This is a genomic window from Geodermatophilus sp. SYSU D00815, assembly GCF_054050035.1.
Genome location: NZ_JBJGYO010000013.1, coordinates 73296 through 97386 on the forward strand (window position 1 = coordinate 73296; position 24091 = coordinate 97386).

A 24091-nucleotide genomic window follows, 5' to 3' on the forward strand; every position below is an offset into this window, starting at 1 on the left:
CGCCGGCACAGGGACGCCGGTCAGACTGCGGGGCGTGGAGGTACTCGTCACCGGAGGAACCGGACGGCTCGGGCAACGGCTGATCGCCCCCCTGCAGGGGGCCGGCCACACGGTCAAGCAGATGTCCCGGCGGGGCGCCGGCCCCGGCGGCGTCCGCGCCGACCTCACGACGGGCCGCGACCTGCCCGAGGCGGTCCGCGGCGCCGAGGTCGTCGTGCACACGGCCAGCGACCCCCGCGACAGCCTGCAGGTCGACGTCGCCGGCACCCGGCGGCTCGTCCAGGCGGTCGACCGCGACCGGCTGCGGCACCTGGTCTACGTGTCGATCGTCGGCGTCGACCGGATCCCGTTCGGCTACTACCGCGCCAAGTTCGCCGCGGAGCAGGTGCTGCTCGCCTCCGGCCTGCCGGTCACCCTGCTGCGGGTCACGCAGTTCCACACCTTCGTCGACGACCTGCTGGCCTCCGCGCGCAAGGGCCCGGTGCTGCCCGTGCCGATGGGCTGGCGGGTGCAGCCGGTCGACATAGGCGAGGTGGCGGAGCACGTCACCGACGTCGTCGGCCGCCCGCCGTCCGGTGGCGTCGTCGAGTACGCGGGGCCGGAGGAACTCGCGGTCGCCGACCTCGCGCGGGCCTACGCCGCCGTCCGCGAGCCCGGTGCGCACGTCGTGGCCACCCCCATCCCGGGCAGGCTCAGCGCCGCCGTCCGCGAGGGCGCCGCGCTGCCGACGTCGGGCGAGCGCGGCCGGCGCACCTACGGCGAGCACCTGCACGGGTAGCGCGACCGCAGGGAAACTGCCGACCTCCGCACCGGGAGCGCCAGGACGACGTCGACGTCCGGAACCCGCCGGAGGACCGTCGGCACCGCCACCTAGGGTCCGGCCGTGGGTTCCGCACCAGCACGCACCGCACCGGCACGCACCGCCCCCGTCCTGGCCGCGGTGGCCGTCACCGTGGTCGCGTGGGCGTCGGCGTTCATCGGCATCCGCGGCGTCCGCGACGACCTCTCGCCGGGCGCGCTGGCGCTGGGCCGGCTCCTGATCGGCACGCTGGTGCTCGGCCTGCTGCTGACCCGGCGCGGGTGGGTGCGCCCGACGGCCGGCGAGTGGCGGCTGCTCGTGGTCTGCGGGGTCGGGTGGTTCGGCGTGTACAACCTGGCCCTCAACGCCGCGGAGCACCACCTCGACGCCGGCACCACGGCGATGCTGGTCAACGTCGGCCCCATCCTCATCGCGGTGTTCGCCGGGATCATCCTCGGCGAGGGCTTCCCGCGGTGGCTGGTCGTCGGCATGGCGGTCGCCTTCGCCGGCGTCGTCCTCATCGGGGTGGCCACCCGCGGCGCCGAGGCCGACCTGCTCGGGGTCGTGCTCTGCCTGGTGGCGGCGCTCACGTACGCGATCGGCGTGGTGGCGCAGAAGCCGGTGCTGCGCCGGCTGCCCGGCCTCCAGGTCACCGCCACCGCCTGCGCGATCGGCACGGTCTGCTGCCTGCCGTGGTCCGGCGCCCTGGTCGGCGAGCTGGGCAGCGCCTCGGCCGGCTCGATCGCCGGCATGGTCTACCTGGGCGTCGTCCCCACCGCCCTGGCGTTCAGCACCTGGGCCTACGCCCTGGCCCGCACCGACGCCGGCCGGCTCGGCGTCACCACCTACGTGGTGCCGCCGCTGGTGATCCTCATGGGCTGGCTGCTCCTCGACGAGGTCCCGCCGGTGCTCGCGGTGGTGGGTGGCGCGGTCTGCCTGCTCGGGGTCGCGGTCTCGCGGCGCCGGGCCCGCCCGCGCCCGCCGGTACCGGTGCCGCAGGAGGCCGCGACGACGTCCTGACCCGCCAGGATGACGACGTGCTGGTGATCACCGGGGCGCGGCTGCGCGGCGGCGGCGTCGTCGACGTCCACTGCGACGGCGGCACGGTCACCGCCCTCGTGCCCGCGGGGGAGCGGCCGGTGCCCGCGGGGGCGGAGGTGGTCGCCGCCGACGGCGGTCTGGTCACCGAGCCCTTCGTCGACGCGCACCTGCACCTGGACAAGGTCCGCACGCTGCCGTTGGCGGGCGATGCCGCGCTGCGCGCCTACACCGTCGCCGGCATGGCGGGCTCGGCCGCCGCGATCGACCTGGCCAGCGCGGTCAAGCGGCACTACACGGTGGAGCGGCTGCTGCCGAACATCCGCCGGGCGCTGGACGACGGCCTGCGGCACGGGGTGCTGCACGTCCAGGCCTTCGCCGACGTCGACACCGCCGCCGGGCTCACCGGCGTCCAGGCCGTGCTGGCCGCGAAGCGGGAGTTCGCCGGCCGGGTCGACGTCCGCGTCGTCGCCTTCCCCCAGGACGGCGTCCTGCGCGACCCGGGCGCGGCCGAGCTGGTCGAGCAGGCGCTCGACCTGGGCGCGGACGTCGTCGGCGGCATCCCCTGGATCGAGGCGACGCCCGACGACCAGCGCGCGCACGTGGAGTGGGCCTGCGCCCTCGCCGCCCGCCGCGGCCTACCGGTCGCGATGCTCACCGACGACGCCCCCGACCCGCGCTACGGGACCACCGGCATGCTCGCCGAGGCGATGCTGCGGCACGGGCTCGCCGGACGGGGGGTCGCCTGCCACGCCCGCGCCCTCGGCCACTACGACGACGACCGGCTGGCCGCCGCGCTCGCGCTGGTCCGGCGGGCCGGGCTGGGGCTGGTCAGCGATCCGCACACCGGCTCCGTGGCGCTGCCGGTCGAGCGGGCGCTGGCCGCCGGCGTGGCGGTCGCGCTCGGCCAAGACGACATCGAGGACGCGTTCTACCCGTTCGGCCGGCACAACCTGCTCGAGGTCGCCTTCCTCGCCGCGCACCTGCTCGACATGCGCTCCGGTCCGCAGCAGGAGGTGCTGGTCGACCTGGTGACGACGTCGGCGGCCCGGGTGCTCGGGCTGGACGGCTACGGCCTGCGCGCGGGCGGTCCCGCCGACCTGCTGGTGCACGACGCGGCCCGCACCGTCGACCTGCTGGCGCGGCACGACCCGCCGCGCGCGGTCGTCCGGTCCGGTGAGGTGCTGGAACGGCCGCCCTCCGGGGCCCCGCGCTGAGCGTGCGCAGCGTGGGGGAGGGGTGGTCCTCCTTCTGAGGTGGGCGCGTTCGTCGACGCCCCGGGGCAGCCGGCCGGGGACGATCCTGCGTCCGGTCACCTCGTGTGGTCGACCGGGATGATCAGCGGGCGTGGCCGGCGATGACGCCGAGCCGCCCCACCTCGTGGGCGCCCAGCAGCTCGTAGCACTCGTCGACGGGGATGGCGTCCAGCGATCCGGCACCCGTCATGGCCTGGTCCTGACCGCGGGGGCGGCGCCCCACACCCGGGCGTTTCGCAACGATGCGTCGGGACCAAGGACCTAGCGGAGCCGATCGACCCGGGAGGCAGGCTGGCATGGTGCAGGAGATCGACTGGGCGCAGGTCGTGGGTGCCGCGACGCGGGCGCCGTCCGTCCACAACACCCAGCCGTGGCGGTTCACCGCCGCGCCGGACCGGCTCGACGTCCACTACGACCCGCAGCGGGCGCTGCCGGTGCTCGACCCGAGCCGCCGCCAGCAGGTCATCAGCTGCGGCAGCGCGGTGGCCTTCGCCGAGGTGGCCCTGCGCGCCGCCGGTTCCGCCGTGGAGGTGGAGCTGCTGCCCGACCCGGCCGACGAGGACCACCTGGCCGCCCTGCGCGTGACCGGCCCGGCCACCCCCACCGACGAGGACCGCGCCCTCGCCGACGCCATCCCGCGGCGGCACACGGTGCGGGCCGCGTTCGAGCCGCGGGCCGTTCCGGGCGAGCTGCTCGACCGGCTGCAGCGGGAGGCCGGCGGCTACGGGCTGTGGGTCAAGGCGATCACGCGCTCGGAGGAGGAGACCGCCACGGTGTTCCTGCTCTCCCAGGCCGAGGAGGTGGAGCAGGGCGACCCGGCGTACCTGGAGGAGCTGGAGAGCTGGCTGCGCACCGACCCGACGGCCGTCGACGGCGTGCCGTTGGAGGCCGTGCCGGCCGGGGACCCGCGGGACCGGCCGTCGAACTGGCTGGTCCGCGACTTCGCCGTCGGCTCGCACGAGCACCCGCTGTTCCGCGCCGACCAGGACCCGGACGCGCCCCCGCCGGAGGTGGAGCGGCCGACGGTGGTGCTCATGGGCACCGAGAGCGACGACCGGACGGCGTGGCTGGATGCCGGGCGCGCCCTGGGCCGGGTGCTGCTGCTGGCGACGGCGGAGGGGCTGGTGGCCTCGCCGCTCACCCAGGCGCTGGACTGGCCGGCCGCCCGCGCCCGCCTGCGGCAGCGGCTGTCGCTCGTCGGCTACCCGCAGATGCTGCTGCGCATGGGCTACCCGCCGGCGGACCTCACGCCCGTCACCAGCGGCCGGCGGCCGGTGTCCGACGTCCTGACGATCACCGGGAGCTAGCGGCGGTCCTCCCGCTCGGTGGCCGCCCACAGGTCCTCGGGGTCGTCCGGCTCGCCGGCCGCCGCGGGGTCGGCCGGATCGGCGGTGCGGCGCTCGGCGGCCTGCCGGGCGGCCGCCGCCTCCAGGGCCTCGTCGCGGCGCCGGGCCTGCTCGGCCCGCTCGGCGCGCTCCTGCTCCTTCGCCGCGCGCCGCGGGTCCGCCGCGTCGTCGGCGCCGAACCGCCACAGCGCCATCCCGGCGAGGGCCAGCCCGATCGGGATGACGTAGGCGCCGACCCGCTCGGTGCCGCCCTCGCCCAGCCACTCCACGACCCCGGTGAAGAAGAAGATCGTCAGGCCGGTGCCCACCAGGCCCAGCAGCGCGAGCGTCGTGCCCACCGCCTCCGACCGCCGGCGGACGGCGTAGGCCAGGGCGATGACGGCCAGGCAGCCGCCGAGCAGGTGGGCCACCGCGCCGACGGCGTGCAGCGTGGCGTTGCCGTCGGAGGGGAAGACGCCGACCAGCAGCACGCCGGCCGCGGCGACGGCGAGCAGCACACGGGCGACCGTGCCGGCCGTGCTGCGCAGCGCCGGGGCGAGCAGCAGCGTCCCGCCGAGGATGAGCGCGGCCTGCACCACGAACGAGGCGTTCATCAGCGACCGCGCGGGGGAGAGGGCCGTGCCCAGGTCGCTGACGACCTGGTCGAGGCGGGAGTACGGACCGGGCCACCGCAGCTGCGCGATCGTCTCGACGACGAAGAACTGGAGGGTCAGCAGCCAGAGGAGCGCCCCGTAGCGGAGCCGGTTCGCGATCACCGCCCCATGGTCCCAGGGGACGGAGTCAGACCCGGGCGAGCACGGCGGCGTACTGGGCCGGCGACAGCCAGGAGGGGTTGCTGCCCGCCGGCATCCGCACGACCTCGGCGCCGGCGAAGGTGGGGTCGGCGAGCAGGTCGGCGCGGTCGACCGGCTCGGCCAGGGGCGTGAAGCGCACGGGCACCACCGGCCCGCCGTCGCCGGCGCGCACGCGGCCGGTCAGCACGCCCAGGGCGTGCACCCCCGGCCGGTCCCGGCCGCTGCGCCACAGCAGGCACGGCTGCCCGGGCGCCATGAGCTCGAGCCGGTAGGAGCGGCGCACGCAGCGGGTGGTCTCCCCGGCCGCCGGTGGTGGCGCGCCCGCCGTCTTCAGCACCCAGCAGGCGATGTCGCCGGCCGTCAGGCGCGCCACGGGTCACTCCGCGGCGGAGTGGTCCTCCGCGCCGGCCGGGTCGGCGTCGTCGGAGCCGACCAGCTGCCGCTCCTGCTCGGTGCGGTGCTGCAGCACGTCGTCGTCGGGCCGGTCGTAGCCCTTGGCGTGCTGCTCGCGGTCCCGCGGCGCGGACTCCGTGGTCTCCATGACGTCGTCGAGCGTGGGTCGGTCCGGTGTGGTCATGATCGAGCCATAGCCCGGACGGCCGCGGGGCTAACGCGGCTCCAGGCGTGCGGCCGGCAACCACGCCTCCACCAGCACCGGGCCGTGCGGGCCGGGCACGGTGTAGACGACCCGGCCCTGCCAGACGCCGTCCCGGCGGCGCCACTCGACCAGCAGCCCCGGCCACGTCCCGGGGAAGTCGGGCGGGTCGCGCACCCAGCAGTGCCGGCCCTCGGCGTCCTCGCGGGAGCGGGCCGGGGCAGCGGGCGGCGGGCCGGGCCGGACGCCGGACTCGGCCGCCCGCTCGCCCAGTGACCGCCCCGCCCCCCGGTACATGCCACCCGCCACCCCGGCAGTGTGGCACGCGGCTCGAACAGGCGTTCGACTCAGGACCGGCGTGCCGCCAGGGCGCCGGCGATCTCCTTCAGCAGCGGGTGGCCGGGCAGGTCCTCGACGGGGACGGGCAGCGGAAGCGACCAGTTGGGCCGCTCGGTGGTGCCCGGCATGTTGGGACGGCGCACCTCGCCCACGGCGTCCTCGAGGGTGGCCGAGAGCAGCAGGCTCGGCGCCGTGGCGAGCCGCTCGTAGGCACGGCGGACCGCGGTCGCGGGCCGTGCGTTGCCGCGCACCCCCTGGAGCTTGCGCAGCAGGGCGAGGCGGCCGCTCTGCAGCTCCTCGGCGCTGCCGGTGCCGAGCTCGCGCTGCTCCTCGACGTCGGCGCCGGTCCACAGCCCGGCGACGGTGGGCAGGTCGTGGGTGGTCACGGCGGCCATCGCCGCCTCCGGCCACTGCGCCGGGTCGTCGTCCTCGAACCACAGCAGCCGGTAGGACAGGATCGCGTGCTCGGCCAGGGCCTCGCGGACGCCCTCCTCGACCGTGCCGAGGTCCTCCCCGACGACGAGCGCCCGCGCCCGGTGGCTCTCCAGGGCGACGATGTCGAGCAGGTCCTCGGCGGGGTAGCGGACGTAGGCGCCGTCGGCGGCGCTCCCGTTCCCGGGCACCCACCACAGCCGGAACAGGCCCATGACGTGGTCGATGCGCAGCCCGCCGGCGCCGGCCATGGTCGCCCGGATCGACTGGACGAACGGCTCGTAGTCGGCCAGCCGCAGCCGCCAGGGGACAAGCGGCGGCGAGCCCCAGTCCTGGCCCTGGGAGTTGAAGGCGTCCGGCGGCGCGCCGACGCTGGCCCCCTGCGCCAGGACGTCCTGCCAGGTCCAGGCGTCGGCGCCGCCGCCGGCCACCCCGATCGGCAGGTCCTGGATCACCGTCATGCCGTGCGCGGCCTCGTCCAGCTGGCGGCTCAGACACCACTGCAGCCAGACGTGGAAGGCGACGTCCTTCTCGTGGGCGGCGGCGAAGTCGCGCACCGCCTGGCCGCGGGGGTCGCGCAGCTGCTCGGGCCAGGTGTGCCAGTCGGGGCCGTGCTGGTCGGCGATCGCGCACCAGGTGCCCCAGTCCTGCATCGGCTGGCCCTGGTGCCACCACCAGTCGGGGAACGCGGGGTCGTCGCCGCCGGCGGCGTCGAACACCCGGCGCAGCGCCTCCCGCTTGCGGGCCCAGATCGCGTCGCGGTCGATCAGCTCGGCCGCGTTCAGGTCGCTGCCGTCGCCGACGTCGGCCTTGTCGGCGCCGGGCACCTCGGGCACCCGCAGGTAGAGCGGGTTGCGGAAGCGGCGGGTGGCCGGCAGGTACGGGCTGGACTCCTGCGGGGTGGTCGGCGCGACGGCGTGCAGCGGGTTGATCAGCAGGAAGCCCGCGCCCTGCAGCGCGGCCATCTTGCGCAGCGCGCGCAGGTCGCCGAGGTCGCCGATGCCCCAGCTGTCGCGGCCGCGCGTGGCGTAGAGCTGCACGGCCCAGCCCCAGGTGCGCTCGTCGGGCAGCCAGCAGCGGCCGGGGGAGACGATCAACCGCCGCTCCCGCCCGTCGGGGGTGCGCAGCCGGTGGTAGCCGAGCGGGAAGTCGTCGGGCAGGTGGCCGTCGACGTGCCGGGTCCGCCCGTCCTCGCAGGAGACCTCGGCCTCGTCGACCTCGAGGGGGTCGCCGGGGCGGGCCACGATCGGCGCGCGCTCCTCGAGGTCGGCCGGGGGCTCGCCGATGATCTCCCGCAGCCGCTCGATGGTCGCCTCCGCGACCTCGTGCTCCTCGTCGTTGGCGTCCAGCCAGGTGGCGTCGATGCCCCACGCGTCGGTCGTCGGCGTCATGCCCCGCACCTTGCCCCGTCGCGGCCGGTCCATGCCCGCAGCGACAGGGGTGAGGATGGCGACATGCCCTCCTGGCTGCTCGTGCACCCGCCGCTGCTGGGCCCGGCGACCCTCGGGCCGCTGGCCGCGGAGCTGCGGTCCCGCGGGCACGCGGTCGTCGTGCCGGACCTGCGCGCGGCGGTGGACGTCGCCGCGGGCTGGCCGGCCCGCTGGACCGCCGCGACCGCGACCGGCCGTGCCGACGTGGTGCTCGGGTTCTCCGGCGCCGGGCCGACGCTGCCGGCGGTCGCCGTCGCCGTCGGCGCCCGGGAGGTCGTGTGGCTCGACGCACCGGTGCCGTCCCGGGCCGGCGCGACGGCGCCGTCGCCGCGGGTGCGGGAGCTGGTGCGGCCGCTCGTGCGGGACGGCCGGATCGCCGAGTGGACGACGTGGTGGGGGCCGGGCGCGTTCGCGCGGCTGGTGCCCGATCCCGCGCCGCGGGCCGCGATCGAGGCGGAGGGGCACGAGCTGCCGGCCGGCTTCTACGACGTCGCCGTCCCCCTGCCGGACGCGTGGCCCGAGGACGGCGCCCGCTACGTGCACCTGTCGGCGGCCTACGACGACGACGCCGCCGAGGCGGCGCGCCGCGGCTGGCCGGTCGCCGGCGACGGTTCCGGCGACCACCTCGACGTCGTCACCGCCCCCGCCCGCGTCGCCGACCTGCTGGCCTGACCGCGGCGACATCGGCGCTCTCGCACGCTTTCGCCGGCCGAGGCGTGCGAGATCGTCGATCTCGCCGCGTCACCCGTGCGGCGCCGGGGAGGACCCGTTCGGATCAGGTGAGCTGATCCCGGCGCGGCCGACTGGTTGCGCAGCGCACCGCACCCTGCGGACCGGCGCGTTTCCCGGTAGGGAGAGCGCGTGAGCGTGATCGGCTTCCACAACTCGCACGAGCAGGTCCACCCGGCGCAGCTGCTGGAGGCGGTCCGGCACGCCGAGGAGGTGGGCTTCACCGCGGCGATGTGCAGCGACCACTTCGCGCCCTGGAACCCCCGCCAGGGGCACTCCGGGTTCGCCTGGTCCTGGCTCGGCGCGGCCCTGGCGACGACGTCGCTGCCGTTCGGCGCGGTCAACGCGCCCGGCCAGCGCTACCACCCGGCGATCGTCGCCCAGGCCATCGCCACCCTCGGCGCGATGTTCCCGGGCCGCTTCTGGGTCGCGCTGGGCAGCGGCGAGGCCATGAACGAGCACATCACCGGCGACCCGTGGCCGCGCAAGGACGTCCGCGACGCCCGGCTGCGCGAGTGCGTCGACGTCATCCGCGCGCTGCTGGCCGGCGAGGAGGTCACCCACGACGGGCTGGTCACCGTCGACCGCGCCCGCATCTGGACCCTGCCCGAGGTGACGCCGCAGCTGGTCCTCCCCGCCGTCACCGCCGCCACCGCCGGCCGGCACGCCGAGTGGGCCGACGGGCTGGTCACGATCAACCAGCCGCACGACACCCTGCGCGACGTCCTCGCCGCCTACCGCGACGCCGGCGGCCGGGGCACCGCCGCCCTGCAGCTGCACCTCTCCTACGACCCCGACGAGGAGAAGGCCCTGGCCATGGCGCACCAGGAGTGGAGGAGCAACGTCTTCCCGCCGCCGCTGTGCTGGGACCTCGACACCCCGCAGGCGTTCGAGCTCGCCAGCGCGCACGTGACGCCGGAGCACGTCGCCGAGGTCGTCCGGGTCTCCAGCGACCTCGGGCAGCACGCCGAGTGGATCGCGGAGTACCAGGAGCTCGGCTTCGACGCCGTCTACCTGCACCACGTCGGCGTCGAGCAGCGCGCCTTCCTCGACGCCTTCGGCGAGCACGTGCTGCCGCAGCTCGACGTCGACACCCCCGAGCCCGCGGTCGCGCTGCAGTGAGGATCACCGACACGTCCGACCTGTGGTGGAAGACCGCGGTCGTCTACTGCCTCGACGTCGAGACGTTCATGGACTGGGACGGCGACGGCTGCGGCGACCTCGCCGGCCTCGCCCAGCGGCTGGACCACCTCGCCGACCTCGGCGTCACCTGCCTGTGGCTGATGCCCTTCTACCCGACCGCCGAGCGCGACGACGGCTACGACATCACCGACTTCTACGGCGTGGACCCGCGGCTGGGCACGCACGGCGACCTGGTCGAGGTGATCCGGACGGCCAACGACCGCGGCATGCGGGTGATCGCCGACCTGGTCGTCAACCACACCTCGGCGAAGCACCCCTGGTTCCGGTCCGCCGAGGCGAGCAAGGACTCGCCCTACCGCGACTTCTACGTCTGGCGGTCGGACCCGCCGCCGGACACCTCGGGCGAGGTGGTCTTCCCCGACCAGGAGGACGGCGTCTGGCAGTTCTCCGAGAAGACCGGCGAGTGGTACCTGCACCGCTTCTACAAGCAGCAGCCCGACCTGAACATCACCAACCCGCTGGTGCGCGACGAGATCGCCAAGGTGATGGGCTTCTGGCTGCAGCTGGGCCTGTCCGGCTTCCGCGTCGACGCCGTCCCGTTCCTGCTGGAGACCGAGGGCGCGAGCGCCGAGGCGCTGCCCGACCCGCACGAGTACCTGCGCGACCTGCGGTCGCTGGTCGGGCGCAGGTCCGGCAACGGGGTGCTGCTCGGCGAGGTCAACCTGCCCCACGAGCAGCAGGCGCAGTTCTTCGGCGGCACCGACGGCGACGAGCTGACCATGCTGTTCGACTTCATCGGGATGCAGGCGCTCTACCTCTCGCTCGCCCGCGCCGACGCCGGGCCGCTGGCCACCGCGCTCACCGGCCGGCCGCCGGTCGACCCCGACAGCCAGTGGGCCACCTTCGTGCGCAACCACGACGAGCTCACCCTCGACAAGCTCTCCGACGACGAGCGGGCCGAGGTGTTCGCCGCGTTCGGCCCCGAGGAGCGGATGCAGGTCTACGGCCGCGGCCTGCGCCGCCGGCTCCCGCCCATGCTCGACGGCGACCCGAGGCGGATCCGCATGGTCTACAGCCTGCTGTTCTCCCTGCCCGGCACGCCGGTGCTCTTCTACGGCGAGGAGATCGGCATGGGGGAGAACCTCGACGCCGAGGGCCGCAACGCCGTCCGGACGCCGATGCAGTGGACCTCCGGCCCGAACGGCGGCTTCTCCACCGCCGACCCGCGGAGGCTGACCGCGCCCGTGGTGACCGGCGGGTTCGCGCCCGAGCACGTCAACGTCGCCGACCAGCGCCGCGACCCCGACTCGCTGCTGTCGTTCGTGAAGCTGCTCGTCCGCCGCTACCGCGAGTGCCCGGAGCTCGGGTGGGGTGAGTTCGAGCTGCTCGAGCAGCCGCACGCGGCGGTGCTGGCGCACCTCGTCCGGTGGGACGACGGCTCGATGGTCGCGCTGCACAACCTCGGTCCCGAGCCGCTCACGGTGCCGCTCACCCTCGACGGCTGCGACGCCTCGCACCGGCTGGAGGACCTGCTGCGCGAGTGCACCACGCCGCTGTCGGAGAAGGGCGGGGCCGAGCTGCAGCTCGAGGGCTACGGCCACCGCTGGCTCCGGGTGGTCGCGGAGGGCAGCCGCCGCCTGCTCTGAGCGCGGTCAGGCCGCGGGCACGGCCCCCGGGCGCAGCACCGCCCGCCGCGCCGCCCCCGAGCCCGCGGCCACCAGCCGTTCCAGCGGCCCCTGGCCGAGCCACCGCCGCCAGGCCACCGCGACCACCAGGGCGGCGCCCACCAGGAGCAGGTAGAGGGTCCCGGGCCGGTCCTCCAGGACGTCGGTCTCCAGGACCAGCAGGTGCGCGGTGTACAGCGTCAGGGGCATCGTCCCCGCCGCGGCCACGGGGCCGAGCAGGCGCCGGGTCGGGGCCCACCGGGCCAGGAGCAGCGCCGCGCCGAGCACGGCCAGCGCCGACCCCAGCACGTGCGCGCCGTCGAGCGGGGTGTGCGAGTGGGGCGCGGCCAGCGCCAGGTACCACCACGACGAGCCCTGGTCCGGGTTCCACAGCAGCTGCGCCTCGGCCCGGGCGGTCGCGCCGAACGGCTGCTCGGCCAGCAGCCGTTCCAGGCCGCCGCCCGGGTGCAGCAGGAGGTGGGACGCCACCCGCGCCGCGACGGCCAGCGCGACCCCGCCGCCGAGCAGCCGCCGGGCGACCCGCCGGGAGCCGAGGTCCAGCCGCCCGACGGCCATCCCGGCGCAGAGGAAGCCCGCGTAGAAGACGACCGGGTAGAACCCCACCAGCAGCTGCCCGAGCACGCCCAGGGGATCGGTGAGCAGCGAGACGGGGTCGGGGTTGCCGTGGCGGGGGGCGTCCCGCCCGCCCCGCTCGAGCGCCACCAGCAGGACCGGGCCCAGCCCGAGGAAGACGGCGGCCAGCGCGGCGAGCGCCTTCGGCAGCAGGCCCAGCAGCGGGATCGCCAGCAGGAACAGCAGGCCGTAGTAGACGAGGATGACCAGCACGTGGTCGGTGAGGCCGAGCAGCAGCCCGATGGCCGCGATCAGCACCGCCCGCACGGCGAGCCCCGCCGCGGTGGCCGCGCGGGCGCGGCCGCGCACCGGGTGCCGGCCGCCGGAGAGCAGCGCGATGCCGACGCCGGCGACCGTGGCGAACGTCGCCGCCGACCGCCCCGAGGCGAGGACCGTCGTGGCGGTGGGCGCGCCGGCCTCGTCGAAGGTGTCGAGCACGTGCGTCGCCATCATCCCGAGCAGGGCCGCACCCCGGGTGAGGTCCACACCCACCACCCGGCCGGGGGCCTCCGGGCCGGGCGTCCCCACCCGGTCCGGCCGGCCCACCTCAGGTCCCCGTCGCGCGCCGTCCGGTCACGAGGCTCAGGATGTACGGCCGGCCCGAGCGGGTCCAGGTCTGCTGCCAGCAGTCCGGCGCCCCGGCGAACCCCGCCTCCACCACCGGGCCGGCCGCGCCCACCGGGTCGAGGGAGGTGGCGACCCGCTCCGGACCGGCGGCGAGCCCCTCGCCGGTGCACTTGAGCACGGCCTCCTTGAGCGTCCACATGCGCAGGAACAGCTGCGGGCGCTCGGCCGGCGGCGCCGCCCGCAGCGCGGCCCGCTCCTCGTCGGTGAGCGCGGAGTCGAGCACCGGATCGGGCGCGCCGGCCGCCAGGTGCTCGACGTCGATGCCGACCGCCCGGTCGCGGGCCACCGCGGCGGCGACGACGCCGTCGGTGTGCGCCAGGCTCACCTCCGGCCCGTCGGCCACGACCGGCCGGTCGGTCGCCGACCGCCCGATCGCCCAGTCCGCCGGCGCCCGGGAGGGGTCCTCCGCCGAGAGCAGCAGCCGCAGCAGCGCCCGCCCGGTGACCCACTGCTCGCGCCGGTGCGGGGAGGAGAAGGCCTCGGCGGTGGCGCGCTCCTCCGCGGACAGCAGCGCGCTGAGCTCGGCCAGCCGCGGCCGGCAGGTGGCGAGCTCCACCAGCGCGACCCGGACACCGGGGTCGGCCGGCAGCGCGGGCCGCCCGGCGGCCTGCAGCTCGGCCGCCTGCAGCTCGGCCAGCAACGCCTCGGCGGCCCCGCCGGCAGCGGCCGGCAGGGGAGCCGGCGGCGGGGCAGGCGGGCCGCCCGCGGCGGGCCGGGCCGGGTTGCCGGCCCAGTGCTGACCGGCCCCGACCGCCTCGCCCTTCATGAGGAACGAGTCCGCCGCCAGCACGGCGCCGTCGCCGATCGTCGTCCCGTAGTGCACGTAGGCGCCGACGCCGAGCGTGGCGCCGGCACCCACGACGACGTGGTCGGACTTGAAGACGCCGTCCTCCAGGGAGTGGCTCTGCAGCGTGGTGTCCTGGTTGAGCGTGACGTCGTCACCGATCTCGACCAGGTTGCGCTCGGTGAGCCAGGCGCCGTCGTCGAACACGCGCTTGCCGATCCGCACGCGCAGCGCCCGCCACACCAGCGGCTTGATCGGCGTCCCCGTGTACATCTGCACGAAGACCATGCCGGCGACCTTCCAGTAGCGCTCGTGCCGCCAGAACTCGCGGTCGTAGATCGAGCAGGTCATCGGCCGACGCGGGCGGAAGCAGCGGTCGACGGCGGTGAAGTACGCGGTCGAGAACACCACGACGCCCACGAGGCCGAGGAAGACCACCAGCACGCCGTGCCGGCCGTGGTGGTCGAAGCTGACGACGGCGATCAGCGTGGTGCTGACGAAGTAGGCCCAGCGCACGAGCAGGAACAGCAGCGCGGTCACCGCGTTGTGGCGGTTCTTGGCGGCGAGGGCCGCCCGGCGGACCGCTGGATCGGCGAAGCGGGGGTCCTCGCGGTCGCGGTCGACCGAGCGGGGGATCTCGAACGGCGGCGAACCCAGCAGCCCCACGTCCTGCCGCACCGGGCCCTCGACCGGGACGTGCACCTTGGTGGCGTACAGGACGTTGGCGCCGGTGCGGGCGGCCGGGGGGATGCCGAGCGCGTTGCCGAGGTAGCTGTGCTCGCCGACCTCGGTGCGGCGGAGCCGGAACGACGTCGCCGAGAACTCGGCGTTCATCATCGAGATGTTGTCCGAGGCCATCGTGCCGCGGCCGACCCGGCACAGCGTGGGGACCTCGTGGGTCACCGACATGCCGAAGTTGGACCCGGTCTGCTCCAGGCGGCCGAGGTCCCAGCCCAGCGCCCGCAGCCAGTGCGGGATGGCTGAGCTGTCGCCGAACAGCCCCGTGTAGAACGGCAGGTTGGTGAACCGGAACACGGTGCGCTGCGCCGACCAGCGCCAGCCGTAGAGGCGGAACACCCGGTCCGGCGCGAGGGCTCGGCGCAGCGCGCGCGGCAGGGCGACGACCAGGACCAGGCCGCCGACCGCGGCGCCCCAGAACAGCATCGAGGCCTCGGCGACGTGCAGGGCGTAGAAGTCGGGCTCGGTCAGGCCCACCCGCCCGAGCTGGTCGTACTCCGGCAGCAGGAGCCCGAGGGCGCCGAAGAGGAGCGGCGTCCAGAGGAACATCGCGGTGAGCACCTGCAGGGTGCCGTACACCAGCCGGCGCGGCGTGCCGCCCCGGGCGCCGGGCACCGGGGGGAGCGCCGCGCCGGCGGGCTCGGCGGGGGAGCCGACCCAGCGCTCGCCCGCCGGGATCGACTGCCCCGGGTGCAGCGCGGAGGCGTGGGCGAGCTCGGCGCCGTCGCCGATCGCGGTGTGGACGTCGAGGACCGTCATCTCGCCCACGACCGCGCCCGCGCCGACGTGCACCGGGCCCAGCTCCACCATGCCGTCGACGACCCGGTACCCGTAGAGGTGCGACTCCTTCCGGATCACCGCCCCCTCGCCGATGGTCAGCAGGTCGGTGCACACCGGCACGTGGTTGGTGAGCAGCAGGGCCCCCCGGCCGACCCTCGCCCCCATCAGCCGCAGGTGCAGCGCGCTGAGCGGGGAGCCGTGGAACAGCGCCAGCGGGTTGCTCCGCATGAGCGTCTTGACCAGCCACAGGCGCAGGTAGCGCGGGCCCCACACCGGGAAGCGGTCGCCGGCCCGCCAGCGGCCGACCAGGAGCCACTTGGCCAGGACCGGCAGCAGGCACATGCCGGCGAAGGTGCCGGCGCCGAAGAAGGCGGCCCGCCAGTAGGAGTCGAGGACGCCGTCGGCGGTGGTGATCCACTCGTGACCGGTGACGGCGACGACGGCGGCGAGCCAGCTGTAGGCCAGGAACAGCAGCGCCTGCGCCGCCCCGCAGACCACGTGCCGGTAGCGCGCCGCCCGCCCGACCGGCCGCGCGGCGACGGCTGCGGGTTCGGCGCCCACCGCGGCGCGGCCGGTGACGGCGGTCGCGAGGTCGCGCACGGTGGGGTGCTGGTAGACGTCCTTGATCGACACCGCGGGCAGCTCGGGGCGCTCCCGGACGCGCGCGCAGACGTGGGCGAGCAGCAGCGAGTTCGCGGCGAGGTCGTCGAAGAGGTGGGCGGTGACCGAGACCCGGTCGACGCCGAGGACGCCGGCCACGATCGCGGCGAGCTTCTCCTCGAGCGGCGTCCCCGGCGCCGCGTACGGGGTGTCGACGGCGAGGCTGCGCGGCCCCCGCGGCGGCGGCAGGGCGGCGCGGTCGGCCTTGTCGCTGGTGGTCATCGGGATGACCGGCAGCTCCTCGAGGTACGCCGGGACCATGTACGCGGGCAGCCGGCTGCGCAGGTGCGCGTACGCCGCCGCGGTGTCCAGCGGGCCCGTCCCCGGCCGGCGGGAGACGTAGGCCACCAGCTCGGTCCCCGCGGGCCCCTCGTGCGGGGCCACCACGGCCTGGGCCACGCCCGGCACCTGCAGCAGGACCGACTCGACCTCGGTCAGCTCGATCCGGTACCCGCGGACCTTGACCTGCAGGTCGATCCGCCCGTGGTACTCGACCTCCCCGTCGACGACCCGGACGAGGTCGCCGGTGCGGTACACCCGCCCCGACGGGTTGGCCGGCAGCCCCAGCCCGTCGGGCACGAACGCCTTCGCCGTCAGGTCCGGGCGGTTCAGGTAGCCCCGGGCCAGGCCCACGCCGGCGATGCCCAGCTCGCCGAGCGCGCCCGCCGGCAGCGCCGTCCCGGTGTCGGGGTCGAGGACGGCGACCGCGTAGCCCGGCAGCGGCCGGCCGAGGGTCACCGGGCGGTCCGGCGAGAGCACCGCCCACGTGGCGGTCACCGTGGTCTCGGTGGGCCCGTAGACGTTGAGGAACCGCCGGTCCGGCCGGTGCCAGCGGGTGACCAGGTCGGGCGGGCAGGCCTCTCCCGAGACGAGCAGGAACCGCAGGTCCGGCAGGTCGTCGGGCACCGTGGCCAGCAGGGTCGGCACGCAGCACAGCGCGGTCACCCGCCGGCGCGCTAGGAACTCGTGCAGCTCGGCACCGAGCAGCTGCGCACCGCGCGGGCGGGGGACGAGGGCCGCGCCGACCGCCCACGCGACCCAGATCTCCTCCACGGAGAAGTCGAAGGCGATCGTCAGGCCCTGGTACACCCGGTCGTCGGGCCGGACCCCGTAGACCTCGGCGGCCACCCGCACGAAGTGGCAGATCGAGGAGTGCGCCACCGCCACGCCCTTGGGCCGCCCGGTCGTCCCCGAGGTGTAGACGGCGTAGCAGAGCTCGTCGTCCGGGGCCGCCGGGTCGCGCGCGGGCCGGCCGGGGTCCTCCGCGGTCAGCGCCGCGGCGGCGGCGTCGAGGTCGAGCAGGCGCACCCCCGCGCCGTCGAGCCGGTCGCGGCCGCCGGCCGTGGTGAGGACCAGGTCCACCCCGGCGTCCTCGACGATGAAGGTGCAGCGGTCGGGCGGGAAGGCCGGGTCGAGGGGCACGTAGGCGGCGCCGGCCTTGAGCGCGCCGAGCAGGGCGGTGTAGGTCGCCACGGGGTCGGCGCACAGCAGGCCGACCCGGGCGCCCTTGCCGACGCCGAGCCGGCGCAGGTGGTGCGCCAGCCGGTTCGCCCGGGCGTCGAGCTGCGCGTAGGTCAGCCGCAGCTCGCCGTCGTCCACCGCGACCGCGTCGGGTCGCCGATCGCAGGTGGCCTCGAAGACCTGCTCCAGCCGCTGCCCCGGCGCCCACCGCACGCCGGCGGGGCCGAGGTCCCCGACGAGGACCGCGGGCGCGGCGGTGTCCGGGGACGCCGGGGCGGAGGAGGGCGGGCCGGTCCGCGTCGCGGGGCGGAGGTCCATGCCGGCGCCCGCGGTCAGGCCGGCAGCGGCCGCTCGAGGGGGACGGTCGACGGGGGCGGGACCGCCGGGTCGGCGGCGGTGATGCAGTCGACGAGGATCTCGCAGGCGAGGGCGACGACCTCCGCGGAGACGTTCAGCGGGGGCAGCATGCGCACGACGCAGTCGTCGCGGCCCCCGCACTCCAGGATCAGCCCGCGGCGCAGCGCGCGGGACTGCACGCCGCGGGCCAGCGCGCCGGCCGGGAGCCCGGTGACCGGGTCGGCGAGCTCCACCCCCCACATCAGCCCCGTGCCCCGGACCTCGCGCACCCACGGCAGGTCCTGCAGCGGCGCGAGCAGCTCGTCGATCTGGTGCCCGCGGGCCCGGACGTTGTCGAGGATCCGCTCCCGGCGGACCACCCGGACCGCCTCGGCGCCGGCCGCGAAGGCCAGCTGGTTGCCGCGGAAGGTGCCGGTGTGCGCGCCGGGCGCCCACGTGTCCAGCTTCTCGTCGTAGATGATGATCGCGACGGGCTGGCCGATGCCGCTGAGGGCCTTCGAGGCCACGATGACGTCGGGCTCGATGCCGTACTGCTCGAAGGCGAACCAGGTACCCGTGCGGCCGCAGCCGGTCTGCACCTCGTCGACGACGAGCGGGATGCCGAGCTCCCGCGTGAGGGCGCGCACCCGCTGGGCGAACTCCACCGTCGCCGGGATCACGCCGCCCTCGCCCTGGACCAGCTCGAGCAGCACCGCCCCTGGCAGCGGCACGCCGCCGTTGCTGTCGGTCAGCGACCGCTCCAGGTAGGCCACGCAGTTCGTGGTGCAGTGCTCGGGGGTGAGGTCCAGCGGGCAGCGGCTGCAGTAGGAGAACGGGAAGAAGTGCACGCCGGGCATCCCGTTCGGCACCGGGCTCTTCTGCTCGACCAGGCCGGTCACCGCCATCGCCGCGTGGCTGCTGCCGTGGAAGCCGCCCTGGAAGGAGACCACGTCGCCGCGGCCGGTGGCGGTCTTGCACAGCTTCAGCGCCGCGTCGACGGCGTTCGCGCCGGTCGGGCCGCAGAAGTGGATGCGCATCCGGTCGCGCATGCCCAGCGGCAGCATCGACAGCTGGGCCTGCACGAAGGCGTCCTTGGCCGGCGTCGGGAAGTCCAGGCCGTGGCAGTGCCGGGTGAGCTGGTCGGCGGCCGCCCGGACGAGATCGGGGTGGTTGTGGCCCAGCGAGAGCACGCCGGCGCCGGTGAGGAAGTCGATGAACACGTTGCCGTCGACGTCGCGGACGAAGCTGCCCTCGGCCTCCTCGATCGCGATGGGCAGGTGCCGCGGGTAGGTCCGCGCGCTGGACTCCCAGCGCTGCTGGTGGGCGAGCAGCTCCCGCGAGCGGGGCCCCGGCAGGTCGCCGACGACGCGCGGCCGGGTGGGCATCGGCGGTCGATCCGAGGCGGAGTGGACGTGCGGCTGGGCGGAGATGGTGGTCATCGGGCAGATCCCGTCTGCTCAGGGCGTCGTTGCACGGACAGACGTGGGCGGCCGCACCGGCCGGGGCGGCACCGTCCACCGGGACGAGGGGAGCGATCCGGTACGTTCCGGTACCGGTACTGGCGGCATGCTGCCTCGGAGTCGGATCCGGGCAGCGCCGCTCCCCCCATGACGGGAACCACGGGGGCGATCTCGTTCCGGTTCACCCGGCTCCGTGACGATTCGAGGACATCCCGGTGTCGTCACCGCACGCATCGGGGGTGTCGCGGAACGCACCCCGCCGGTTCCCGCGGATCGTCGGCTCGCGCTCGTACCGTCCAGGGGGAGCGAGGGGGGAACGGCGATGAGCCGGAGGCGGAGCGGTCGGCTGTCCGGGCTGGGCGTCCTGGTGGTGGCGCTGCTGGTGCTGGCGGTCTACCTGAGCTCGGACCGGTCGGACCCCACGTCCTACAACCCGCCGGGCCGCGACGCCGCGGTGCCGGCCGGCACCCTGGACCCCGGCGCCGCGGCCGCGGCGCTCGAGGCCCTGCCGGTGGCCGCCAAGGGCACGCTGGCCGGGTACGAGCGCGACTGCGGCGAGGGTGCGGGCTGCGTGTTCGGCCCCGCCTGGTCCGACGTCGACCGCAACGGCTGCGACCAGCGCAACGACGTCCTGCACCGCGACCTGACCGGGGTGGAGGTGCGCGAGGGCACCGGTGGCTGCACCGTCGTCGCCGGCGTGTTCGTCGACCCCTACACCGGCGAGGTCGTCGAGTTCCGCAAGGACGACGCGAGCGAGGTCCCGGTCGACCACGTCGTCCCGCTGGCCGCCGCGTGGACGCAGGGGGCGGCCGGCTGGACCGACGGCGAGCGCGAGGCCTTCGCCAACGACCTGGGCAACCTGCTGGCCACGACGCGGGCGCAGAACTCGGCCAAGGGCGACTCCACCGCCGAGGAGTGGGTGCCGCCGGACCCCGCGTACGGCTGCGAGTACGCGTCCGTGGTCGTCACCGTGAAGCAGCGCTACGAGCTGTCGGTGACCGCGGAGGAGGCCGCCGCCCTGCGCGAGCTGCTGGCCACCTGCTGAAGGCGCGGATCGCCGGGCGCGGTTCCCGGGACCGCGGGGCGGGTGGGCCTAGCGTGACGGGTGAGGTGAGGAATGACTGGATCCGACGTGCCCCCGCCCGCGGGGCAGCCGGGCGGCGCCGAGCCCGACCCCGGCACCCACCCGATCGAAGGGGTCGCCTTCGCCGCGCCCGAGACGCCGCCGGCTCCCGGCTCCGCGCCGCCGCCGGCCGCCGGGTCCGCGCCGCCGCCGGCGGCCGCGTCCCGGCCGGCGGTGCGGGTGCGCGGCCGCGGCCCGGTGACCCGGATGGGCCCGTGGGCGCCGGTGGCCGGTGCCCTGCTGGGCACGGCCCTCGGGCTGCTCGCCGTGCTGCTGCTCTCCGGGACGGCGGACGGTTTCCGCGAGCGGCTGGCGCTGGTCCTGCTCGTGGTGGGCATGGGCCTGCTCGGCGCGTCGGGCCCGCTGCTGGCCGACGAGGTCCGGCTGGTGCGCCGCGGGGTCCGGGAGGCCGCCGTCCGGCCGGCCTCGGTCGAGGTCGCCGCGGGCCTGCTCAACGGGCTCACGCCGGCGCGGCTGCTGCTCCTGGTCAGCGGGTTTGTGCTCTTCCTGGCGGCCTACGTCGTGCGCGGCTGATCCCGGCCGCCCGCGGCGGGCCCGGTCCGGGTCAGCCGTAGGCCTGGACGGCGAGCGCCACGGCCAGGCCGAGACCCGCCACCCCGATCAGGCGGCGCAGCAGCGTCTGCGGGGCCCGGCGCACGACGGCCGGGCCGAGCAGGCCGCCGCACAGCAGCCCGATCGCCAGGGGCAGCACCGCCGACCAGGCGATCGAGGCGAGCACCACGTAGCCCACGGCGGCGGTGGCGTTGGCCACGCCGAGGACGACGTTCTTCAGCGCGTTGGCGACCGGGAGCCGCTCGCCGGTGCCGAACAGGTACGCCGCCAGCATGAGCACGCCGGCCGCGGCGCCGAAGTAGCCGCCGTAGATGGCGATGGCGAACGTGCCCGCGAGCAGCCACGGCGAGTCGCCGCGCGGGTGGGGGTGGCCGGCCGCCTCGGCGGCGAGCTCACCGGGTGGCTTCTGCACCAGCAGCAGCACCGACGCCGCGCCGATCAGCCACGGCACGATCCGCTCGAACGCCTCGGACGGGGTGAGCAGGAGCAGGGCCATGCCGGCGGCGCCGCCCAGCACCGCCGCGACGGCGAACCGCGACAGCCGCCGCCGCTGCCCCCGCAGCTCCGGCCGCGACGCGCTCACCGCCCCGACGCTGCTGAGCACCAGCGCCACGGTGTTGGTGACGTTCGCCGTCACCGGCGGCAGCCCGGCGGCGAGCAGCGACGGGTAGCTGATCAGCGAGGCCAGCCCGGCGATGCTGCCCGCCAGGCCGGCCCCGACCCCGGCCAGCACGAGCAGGCCGAACTCGAGGACGCTCACCCGGTCACCAGCACGCCGATCGCGGTCAGTCCGAGCACCACGACCGCCGTGCGCAGCACCACCGGCGGCAGCCGCCGTCCCACGCTGGAGCCGACGTACCCGCCGACCAGCGCGCCGGCCGCGACCAGGCCGGCCGCCCGCCAGTCGACCCGGTCGGTGGCCACGACCACGTACGTCGCCGCGGCGACGGCGTTGACGCCGAGGGTCAGCACGTTCTTGAGCGCGTTGATCCGCTGGAGGGTCTCCCGCAGCAGGAGGCCGAAGACGCCGATCTGCAGCACGCCCTGGCTGGCGGCGAAGTAGCCGCCGTATGCGCCGGTGGCGTACGCGCCGGCGACCAGCCCGGCCAGCCGCCAGCCGCGCGGCCGGGTGGGCGCGGAGCCCCCGCGCCGGCGCAGCCAGCGCTGCAGGAGCGGCTGGGTGGCCACCAGGACGACGGCGAGGCCGACCAGGGCCGGGACGATCGTCTCGAACGCCTCGGCCGGCAGGTGCAGCAGCAGGAAGGCGCCGGTGAGCGCGCCGAGCACCGAGGCGGGCAGCAGGCGCACGACCAGCCGGCGCTGCCCGGCCAGCTCGCGCCGGTAGCCGATGGCGCCGGTGAGGTTGCCCGGCACGAGGCCGAGGGAGTTGGAGACCGTGGCCGCCACCGGCGGCAGGCCCACCGCCAGCAGCACCGGGAAGGTGACGAGGGTGCCGGAGCCGACCACGGCGTTGATCGAGCCCGCGGCGAGGCCGGCCGCAGCCACCGCGACCATCTCCCACACGGTCATCGCCTGCGAGGGTGTCACAGGCGTCCGTGTGACCGGCCGCACGCCCGGCAGACCGCCGGGGTGAGCGCCCCCGCCGTCCGGCTGCTGGTGGCGCCGTACGACTCGGGCGCCCGCGACGTCCGGATGGGCGCCGGGCCGCTCGCGCTGCTGCGGGCCGGCGCCGCGGCCCGGCTGGCCGCCGGCCGGCTGCCCGCGGTCTCGGCCCCGCTCGCCTCCTGGCACCCCGCGCTCGACCGCGACGGCCGCATGCGCCGGACGGCGCTGGACCTGCTCGAGGAGGTCGCCGGGCTCGCCGGCCCCGCCCCGGGGGCCCGCGCCGGGCGGGCGGGGCGGGAGCGCGCGTGATCAGTCGCCCGCGGCCTCGACGTCGTCCCCGTCGAGGGCGCCGGCCTCGACGAGCACGTCGAGCGCCTCGGGGAGGTCGGCCAGGGCGCGGGCCACGTCCTCGGGCCGGGCGATCGACCACGCCTGCTCGTCGACGTAGCAGCGCACGGCCGCGTCGAAGGCCTCCTCGCCGGCCGCCTCCCGGGCCGCGGCCAGGGCGGCGGAGCCCTTGCCGTAGACGCGGTCCTCGTAGTCGTCGTCGTCCGCGAAGTCGGTCATCGCACCGGCCACGTCGCCGCGGACGCGCAGGTCGTCGTCGTCCGTGCCGTGGTCGCCGACGTCCTCGGCGTAGGTCGCGAACGCCTCGTCCAGCCACGGGTCGCGGAACTGCGAGTTGCCCACCATGCCGAAGAACCACATGTGGCCCAGCTCGTGCAGCAGCAGGCCGAAGTCGTCGTCGCCCATGAGGATCGTCGAGGAGTACTCGTTGCCGCCCTCGTCGTCGGCCACGTACGGGACGGTGAGCGTGTCGTACGGGAACGCGCCGAAGCGCTCCTCCAGCAACCCGATCGCCCTCACCGTGTCCTCGGCCAGCTCGTCGGCCGGCTCCTCGGAGAAGGGGAGGACGCCCACGGTGATCGCGGTGCCGCCCGCCCGGGCGGTCGCCGTCTCGAAGGCGCCGGCCGCCACGCTCACGTCGCGGGCCACCGGGTCGTGGGACTCCCAGACGCGCCGGCCGCCGGGCTCCGGGCGCGGCTCCTCCTGCGCCCCCGACATCAGCACGACGAGGTCCTCCGGCACCGAGACGCGGATCGTCGTGTCGGCCACCTCCGCCGCCGTGGTCTCGCCGGCGACCTCGACGAACGGGTCGCGCGCCCAGCCCGACCCCGACTCCCAGGTCAGCAGGGGGAAGCCGCTGCCCCACCAGGTGACGTCGTCCTCGACGCCGAACCGGTCGAAGCCGACGGGGGTGCGGCGGTCGGTGAGCCGGAGGGTGAAGTCCAGCTCCACCCGCACAGAGCCGCCGGCCGGCACCGGCTCGCGCAGGTCGACGCGGTAGAGCCCGCCCGGGCTGCCGACGGCGGCCCCGGCGGAGACGTAGCCGCCGCCGGCGACGTCCTCCCCGCGCACCTCGTCCACGCTGAGCCGGTGGGGGGAGGACTCCGGCGCGTTGGGGACGAGCCGGAACCACATCTCGTCGATGTCGAGGTCGGGTGTGAAGGTCACCGTCTCGGTGCCGGTCACCGTGCGCAGGTCGTCGTCGAGGCGGAACTCCAGCTCCACGACCGGCCGGTCGGGGTCGGGCTCGGCGCGGCCGGTCGGGCACGCCGGCGCGGGCTCGCCCGCCGACCGCTCCTCCGCGGAGGTGCAGGCGGCGAGCACCACGGTGGCCGCGCCCGCGGCCGCCCAGCGGCGTGCGTCCGTGAGGTGCCGCGCTCCGCGCATGGTCGCCCACCCACCCGCGGTGCCGGCCGGCCCGCCGTCGACGGATCTCCC

21 protein-coding genes are annotated in these 24091 nt (G+C 76.2%); 10 read left to right on the plus strand and 11 right to left on the minus strand.

The features are described from left to right. Nucleotides 1-34: 34 nt before the first annotated feature. The 4 genes from ACI78S_RS15590 to ACI78S_RS15605 all read left to right on the plus strand — a co-directional run bounded on the left by ACI78S_RS15590 (nt 35) and on the right by ACI78S_RS15605 (nt 4400). The gene (locus tag ACI78S_RS15590) at nt 35-778 is read left to right on the plus strand and encodes an SDR family oxidoreductase (protein ID WP_456974872.1); all 744 of its coding nucleotides are present in this window, start codon (nt 35-37) and stop codon (nt 776-778) included. A 105-nt stretch (nt 779-883) separates the two neighbouring features. Next, a complete protein-coding gene (locus ACI78S_RS15595; RefSeq protein ID WP_456974874.1) occupies nt 884-1819 on the plus strand; it encodes a DMT family transporter in 936 nt (311 codons plus the stop codon). Between the two features lie 17 nt (nt 1820-1836). Beyond that, nucleotides 1837-3054 carry an amidohydrolase family protein gene (locus tag ACI78S_RS15600; protein WP_456974876.1) on the plus strand — a complete coding sequence of 406 codons (1218 nt, stop codon included), beginning with the start codon at nt 1837-1839 and terminating at the stop codon, nt 3052-3054. Nucleotides 3055-3389: 335 nt separating this feature from the next. Next, the gene (locus ACI78S_RS15605) at nt 3390-4400 is read left to right on the plus strand and encodes an Acg family FMN-binding oxidoreductase (RefSeq protein WP_456974878.1); all 1011 of its coding nucleotides are present in this window, start codon (nt 3390-3392) and stop codon (nt 4398-4400) included. On the opposite strand, the gene ACI78S_RS15610 is transcribed toward ACI78S_RS15605, so the two are convergent. From ACI78S_RS15610 to malQ, 5 genes are read right to left on the minus strand one after another with little or no spacing between them, the layout of a single operon-like run. After that, nucleotides 4397-5194, minus strand: a complete 798-nt coding sequence (locus tag ACI78S_RS15610; RefSeq protein WP_456974880.1) for a DUF998 domain-containing protein — start codon at nt 5192-5194, stop codon at nt 4397-4399. The genes ACI78S_RS15605 and ACI78S_RS15610 overlap by 4 nt on opposite strands. A gap of 25 nt (nt 5195-5219) precedes the next feature. Next, nucleotides 5220-5606 (minus strand): hypothetical protein, encoded by a 387-nt coding sequence (locus tag ACI78S_RS15615; protein ID WP_456974882.1) that lies wholly within the window; start codon nt 5604-5606, stop codon nt 5220-5222. 3 nt (nt 5607-5609) lie between these two features. Continuing rightward, a complete protein-coding gene (locus ACI78S_RS15620; protein ID WP_456974884.1) occupies nt 5610-5810 on the minus strand; it encodes a hypothetical protein in 201 nt (66 codons plus the stop codon). Nucleotides 5811-5840: 30 nt separating this feature from the next. Continuing rightward, nucleotides 5841-6137 (minus strand): hypothetical protein, encoded by a 297-nt coding sequence (locus ACI78S_RS15625; protein ID WP_456974886.1) that lies wholly within the window; start codon nt 6135-6137, stop codon nt 5841-5843. A gap of 38 nt (nt 6138-6175) precedes the next feature. Beyond that, complete coding sequence (gene malQ / locus ACI78S_RS15630; RefSeq protein WP_456974888.1) at nt 6176-7990, minus strand: 4-alpha-glucanotransferase; 1815 nt, start codon at nt 7988-7990, stop codon at nt 6176-6178. 63 nt (nt 7991-8053) lie between these two features. Between malQ and ACI78S_RS15635 the strand changes: the two genes are divergently transcribed. From ACI78S_RS15635 to ACI78S_RS15645, 3 genes are all read left to right on the plus strand, one after another. After that, nucleotides 8054-8701 (plus strand): hypothetical protein, encoded by a 648-nt coding sequence (locus tag ACI78S_RS15635; protein WP_456974890.1) that lies wholly within the window; start codon nt 8054-8056, stop codon nt 8699-8701. A 189-nt stretch (nt 8702-8890) separates the two neighbouring features. Next, nucleotides 8891-9880, plus strand: coding sequence for a TIGR03885 family FMN-dependent LLM class oxidoreductase (locus ACI78S_RS15640; RefSeq protein WP_456974892.1), 990 nt, complete (start codon nt 8891-8893; stop codon nt 9878-9880). Next, nucleotides 9877-11547: an alpha-amylase family protein gene (locus ACI78S_RS15645; RefSeq protein ID WP_456974894.1), complete on the plus strand. Its 1671-nt coding sequence runs from the start codon at nt 9877-9879 to the stop codon at nt 11545-11547. The genes ACI78S_RS15640 and ACI78S_RS15645 overlap by 4 nt, the downstream gene beginning before the upstream one ends. A gap of 6 nt (nt 11548-11553) precedes the next feature. Here the strand turns inward: ACI78S_RS15645 and ACI78S_RS15650 are convergent, their stop codons facing one another. The 3 genes from ACI78S_RS15650 to ACI78S_RS15660 all read right to left on the minus strand — a co-directional run bounded on the left by ACI78S_RS15650 (nt 11554) and on the right by ACI78S_RS15660 (nt 19023). Continuing rightward, nucleotides 11554-12684, minus strand: a complete 1131-nt coding sequence (locus tag ACI78S_RS15650; RefSeq protein WP_456974896.1) for a heparan-alpha-glucosaminide N-acetyltransferase domain-containing protein — start codon at nt 12682-12684, stop codon at nt 11554-11556. Nucleotides 12685-12745: 61 nt separating this feature from the next. After that, the gene (locus ACI78S_RS15655) at nt 12746-17566 is read right to left on the minus strand and encodes a Pls/PosA family non-ribosomal peptide synthetase (protein WP_456974898.1); all 4821 of its coding nucleotides are present in this window, start codon (nt 17564-17566) and stop codon (nt 12746-12748) included. 14 nt (nt 17567-17580) lie between these two features. Continuing rightward, a complete protein-coding gene (locus ACI78S_RS15660) occupies nt 17581-19023 on the minus strand; it encodes an aspartate aminotransferase family protein (RefSeq protein ID WP_456974899.1) in 1443 nt (480 codons plus the stop codon). A gap of 343 nt (nt 19024-19366) precedes the next feature. On the opposite strand from ACI78S_RS15660, the gene ACI78S_RS15665 reads away from it, so the two are divergent. Next, entirely contained in the window at nt 19367-20089 is a 723-nt protein-coding gene (locus ACI78S_RS15665) for an HNH endonuclease family protein (RefSeq protein WP_456974901.1), read from the plus strand. Nucleotides 20090-20161: 72 nt separating this feature from the next. After that, nucleotides 20162-20701, plus strand: coding sequence for a hypothetical protein (locus ACI78S_RS15670; RefSeq protein WP_456974903.1), 540 nt, complete (start codon nt 20162-20164; stop codon nt 20699-20701). A gap of 31 nt (nt 20702-20732) precedes the next feature. On the opposite strand, the gene ACI78S_RS15675 is transcribed toward ACI78S_RS15670, so the two are convergent. Together ACI78S_RS15675 and ACI78S_RS15680 are read right to left on the minus strand one after the other, a co-directional pair. Continuing rightward, complete coding sequence (locus ACI78S_RS15675; RefSeq protein WP_456974905.1) at nt 20733-21500, minus strand: sulfite exporter TauE/SafE family protein; 768 nt, start codon at nt 21498-21500, stop codon at nt 20733-20735. Beyond that, complete coding sequence (locus tag ACI78S_RS15680) at nt 21497-22270, minus strand: sulfite exporter TauE/SafE family protein (protein WP_456974907.1); 774 nt, start codon at nt 22268-22270, stop codon at nt 21497-21499. The genes ACI78S_RS15675 and ACI78S_RS15680 overlap by 4 nt, the downstream gene beginning before the upstream one ends. Before the next feature lie 60 nt (nt 22271-22330). Here ACI78S_RS15680 and ACI78S_RS15685 point away from each other — a divergent pair, with 60 nt between their 5' ends. After that, nucleotides 22331-22615 carry a hypothetical protein gene (locus tag ACI78S_RS15685; protein WP_456974909.1) on the plus strand — a complete coding sequence of 95 codons (285 nt, stop codon included), beginning with the start codon at nt 22331-22333 and terminating at the stop codon, nt 22613-22615. Here ACI78S_RS15685 and ACI78S_RS15690 read toward each other — a convergent pair whose 3' ends face one another. Beyond that, complete coding sequence (locus ACI78S_RS15690; protein ID WP_456974911.1) at nt 22616-24040, minus strand: M1 family aminopeptidase; 1425 nt, start codon at nt 24038-24040, stop codon at nt 22616-22618. It abuts the gene before it with no gap. Nucleotides 24041-24091 lie beyond the last annotated feature (51 nt).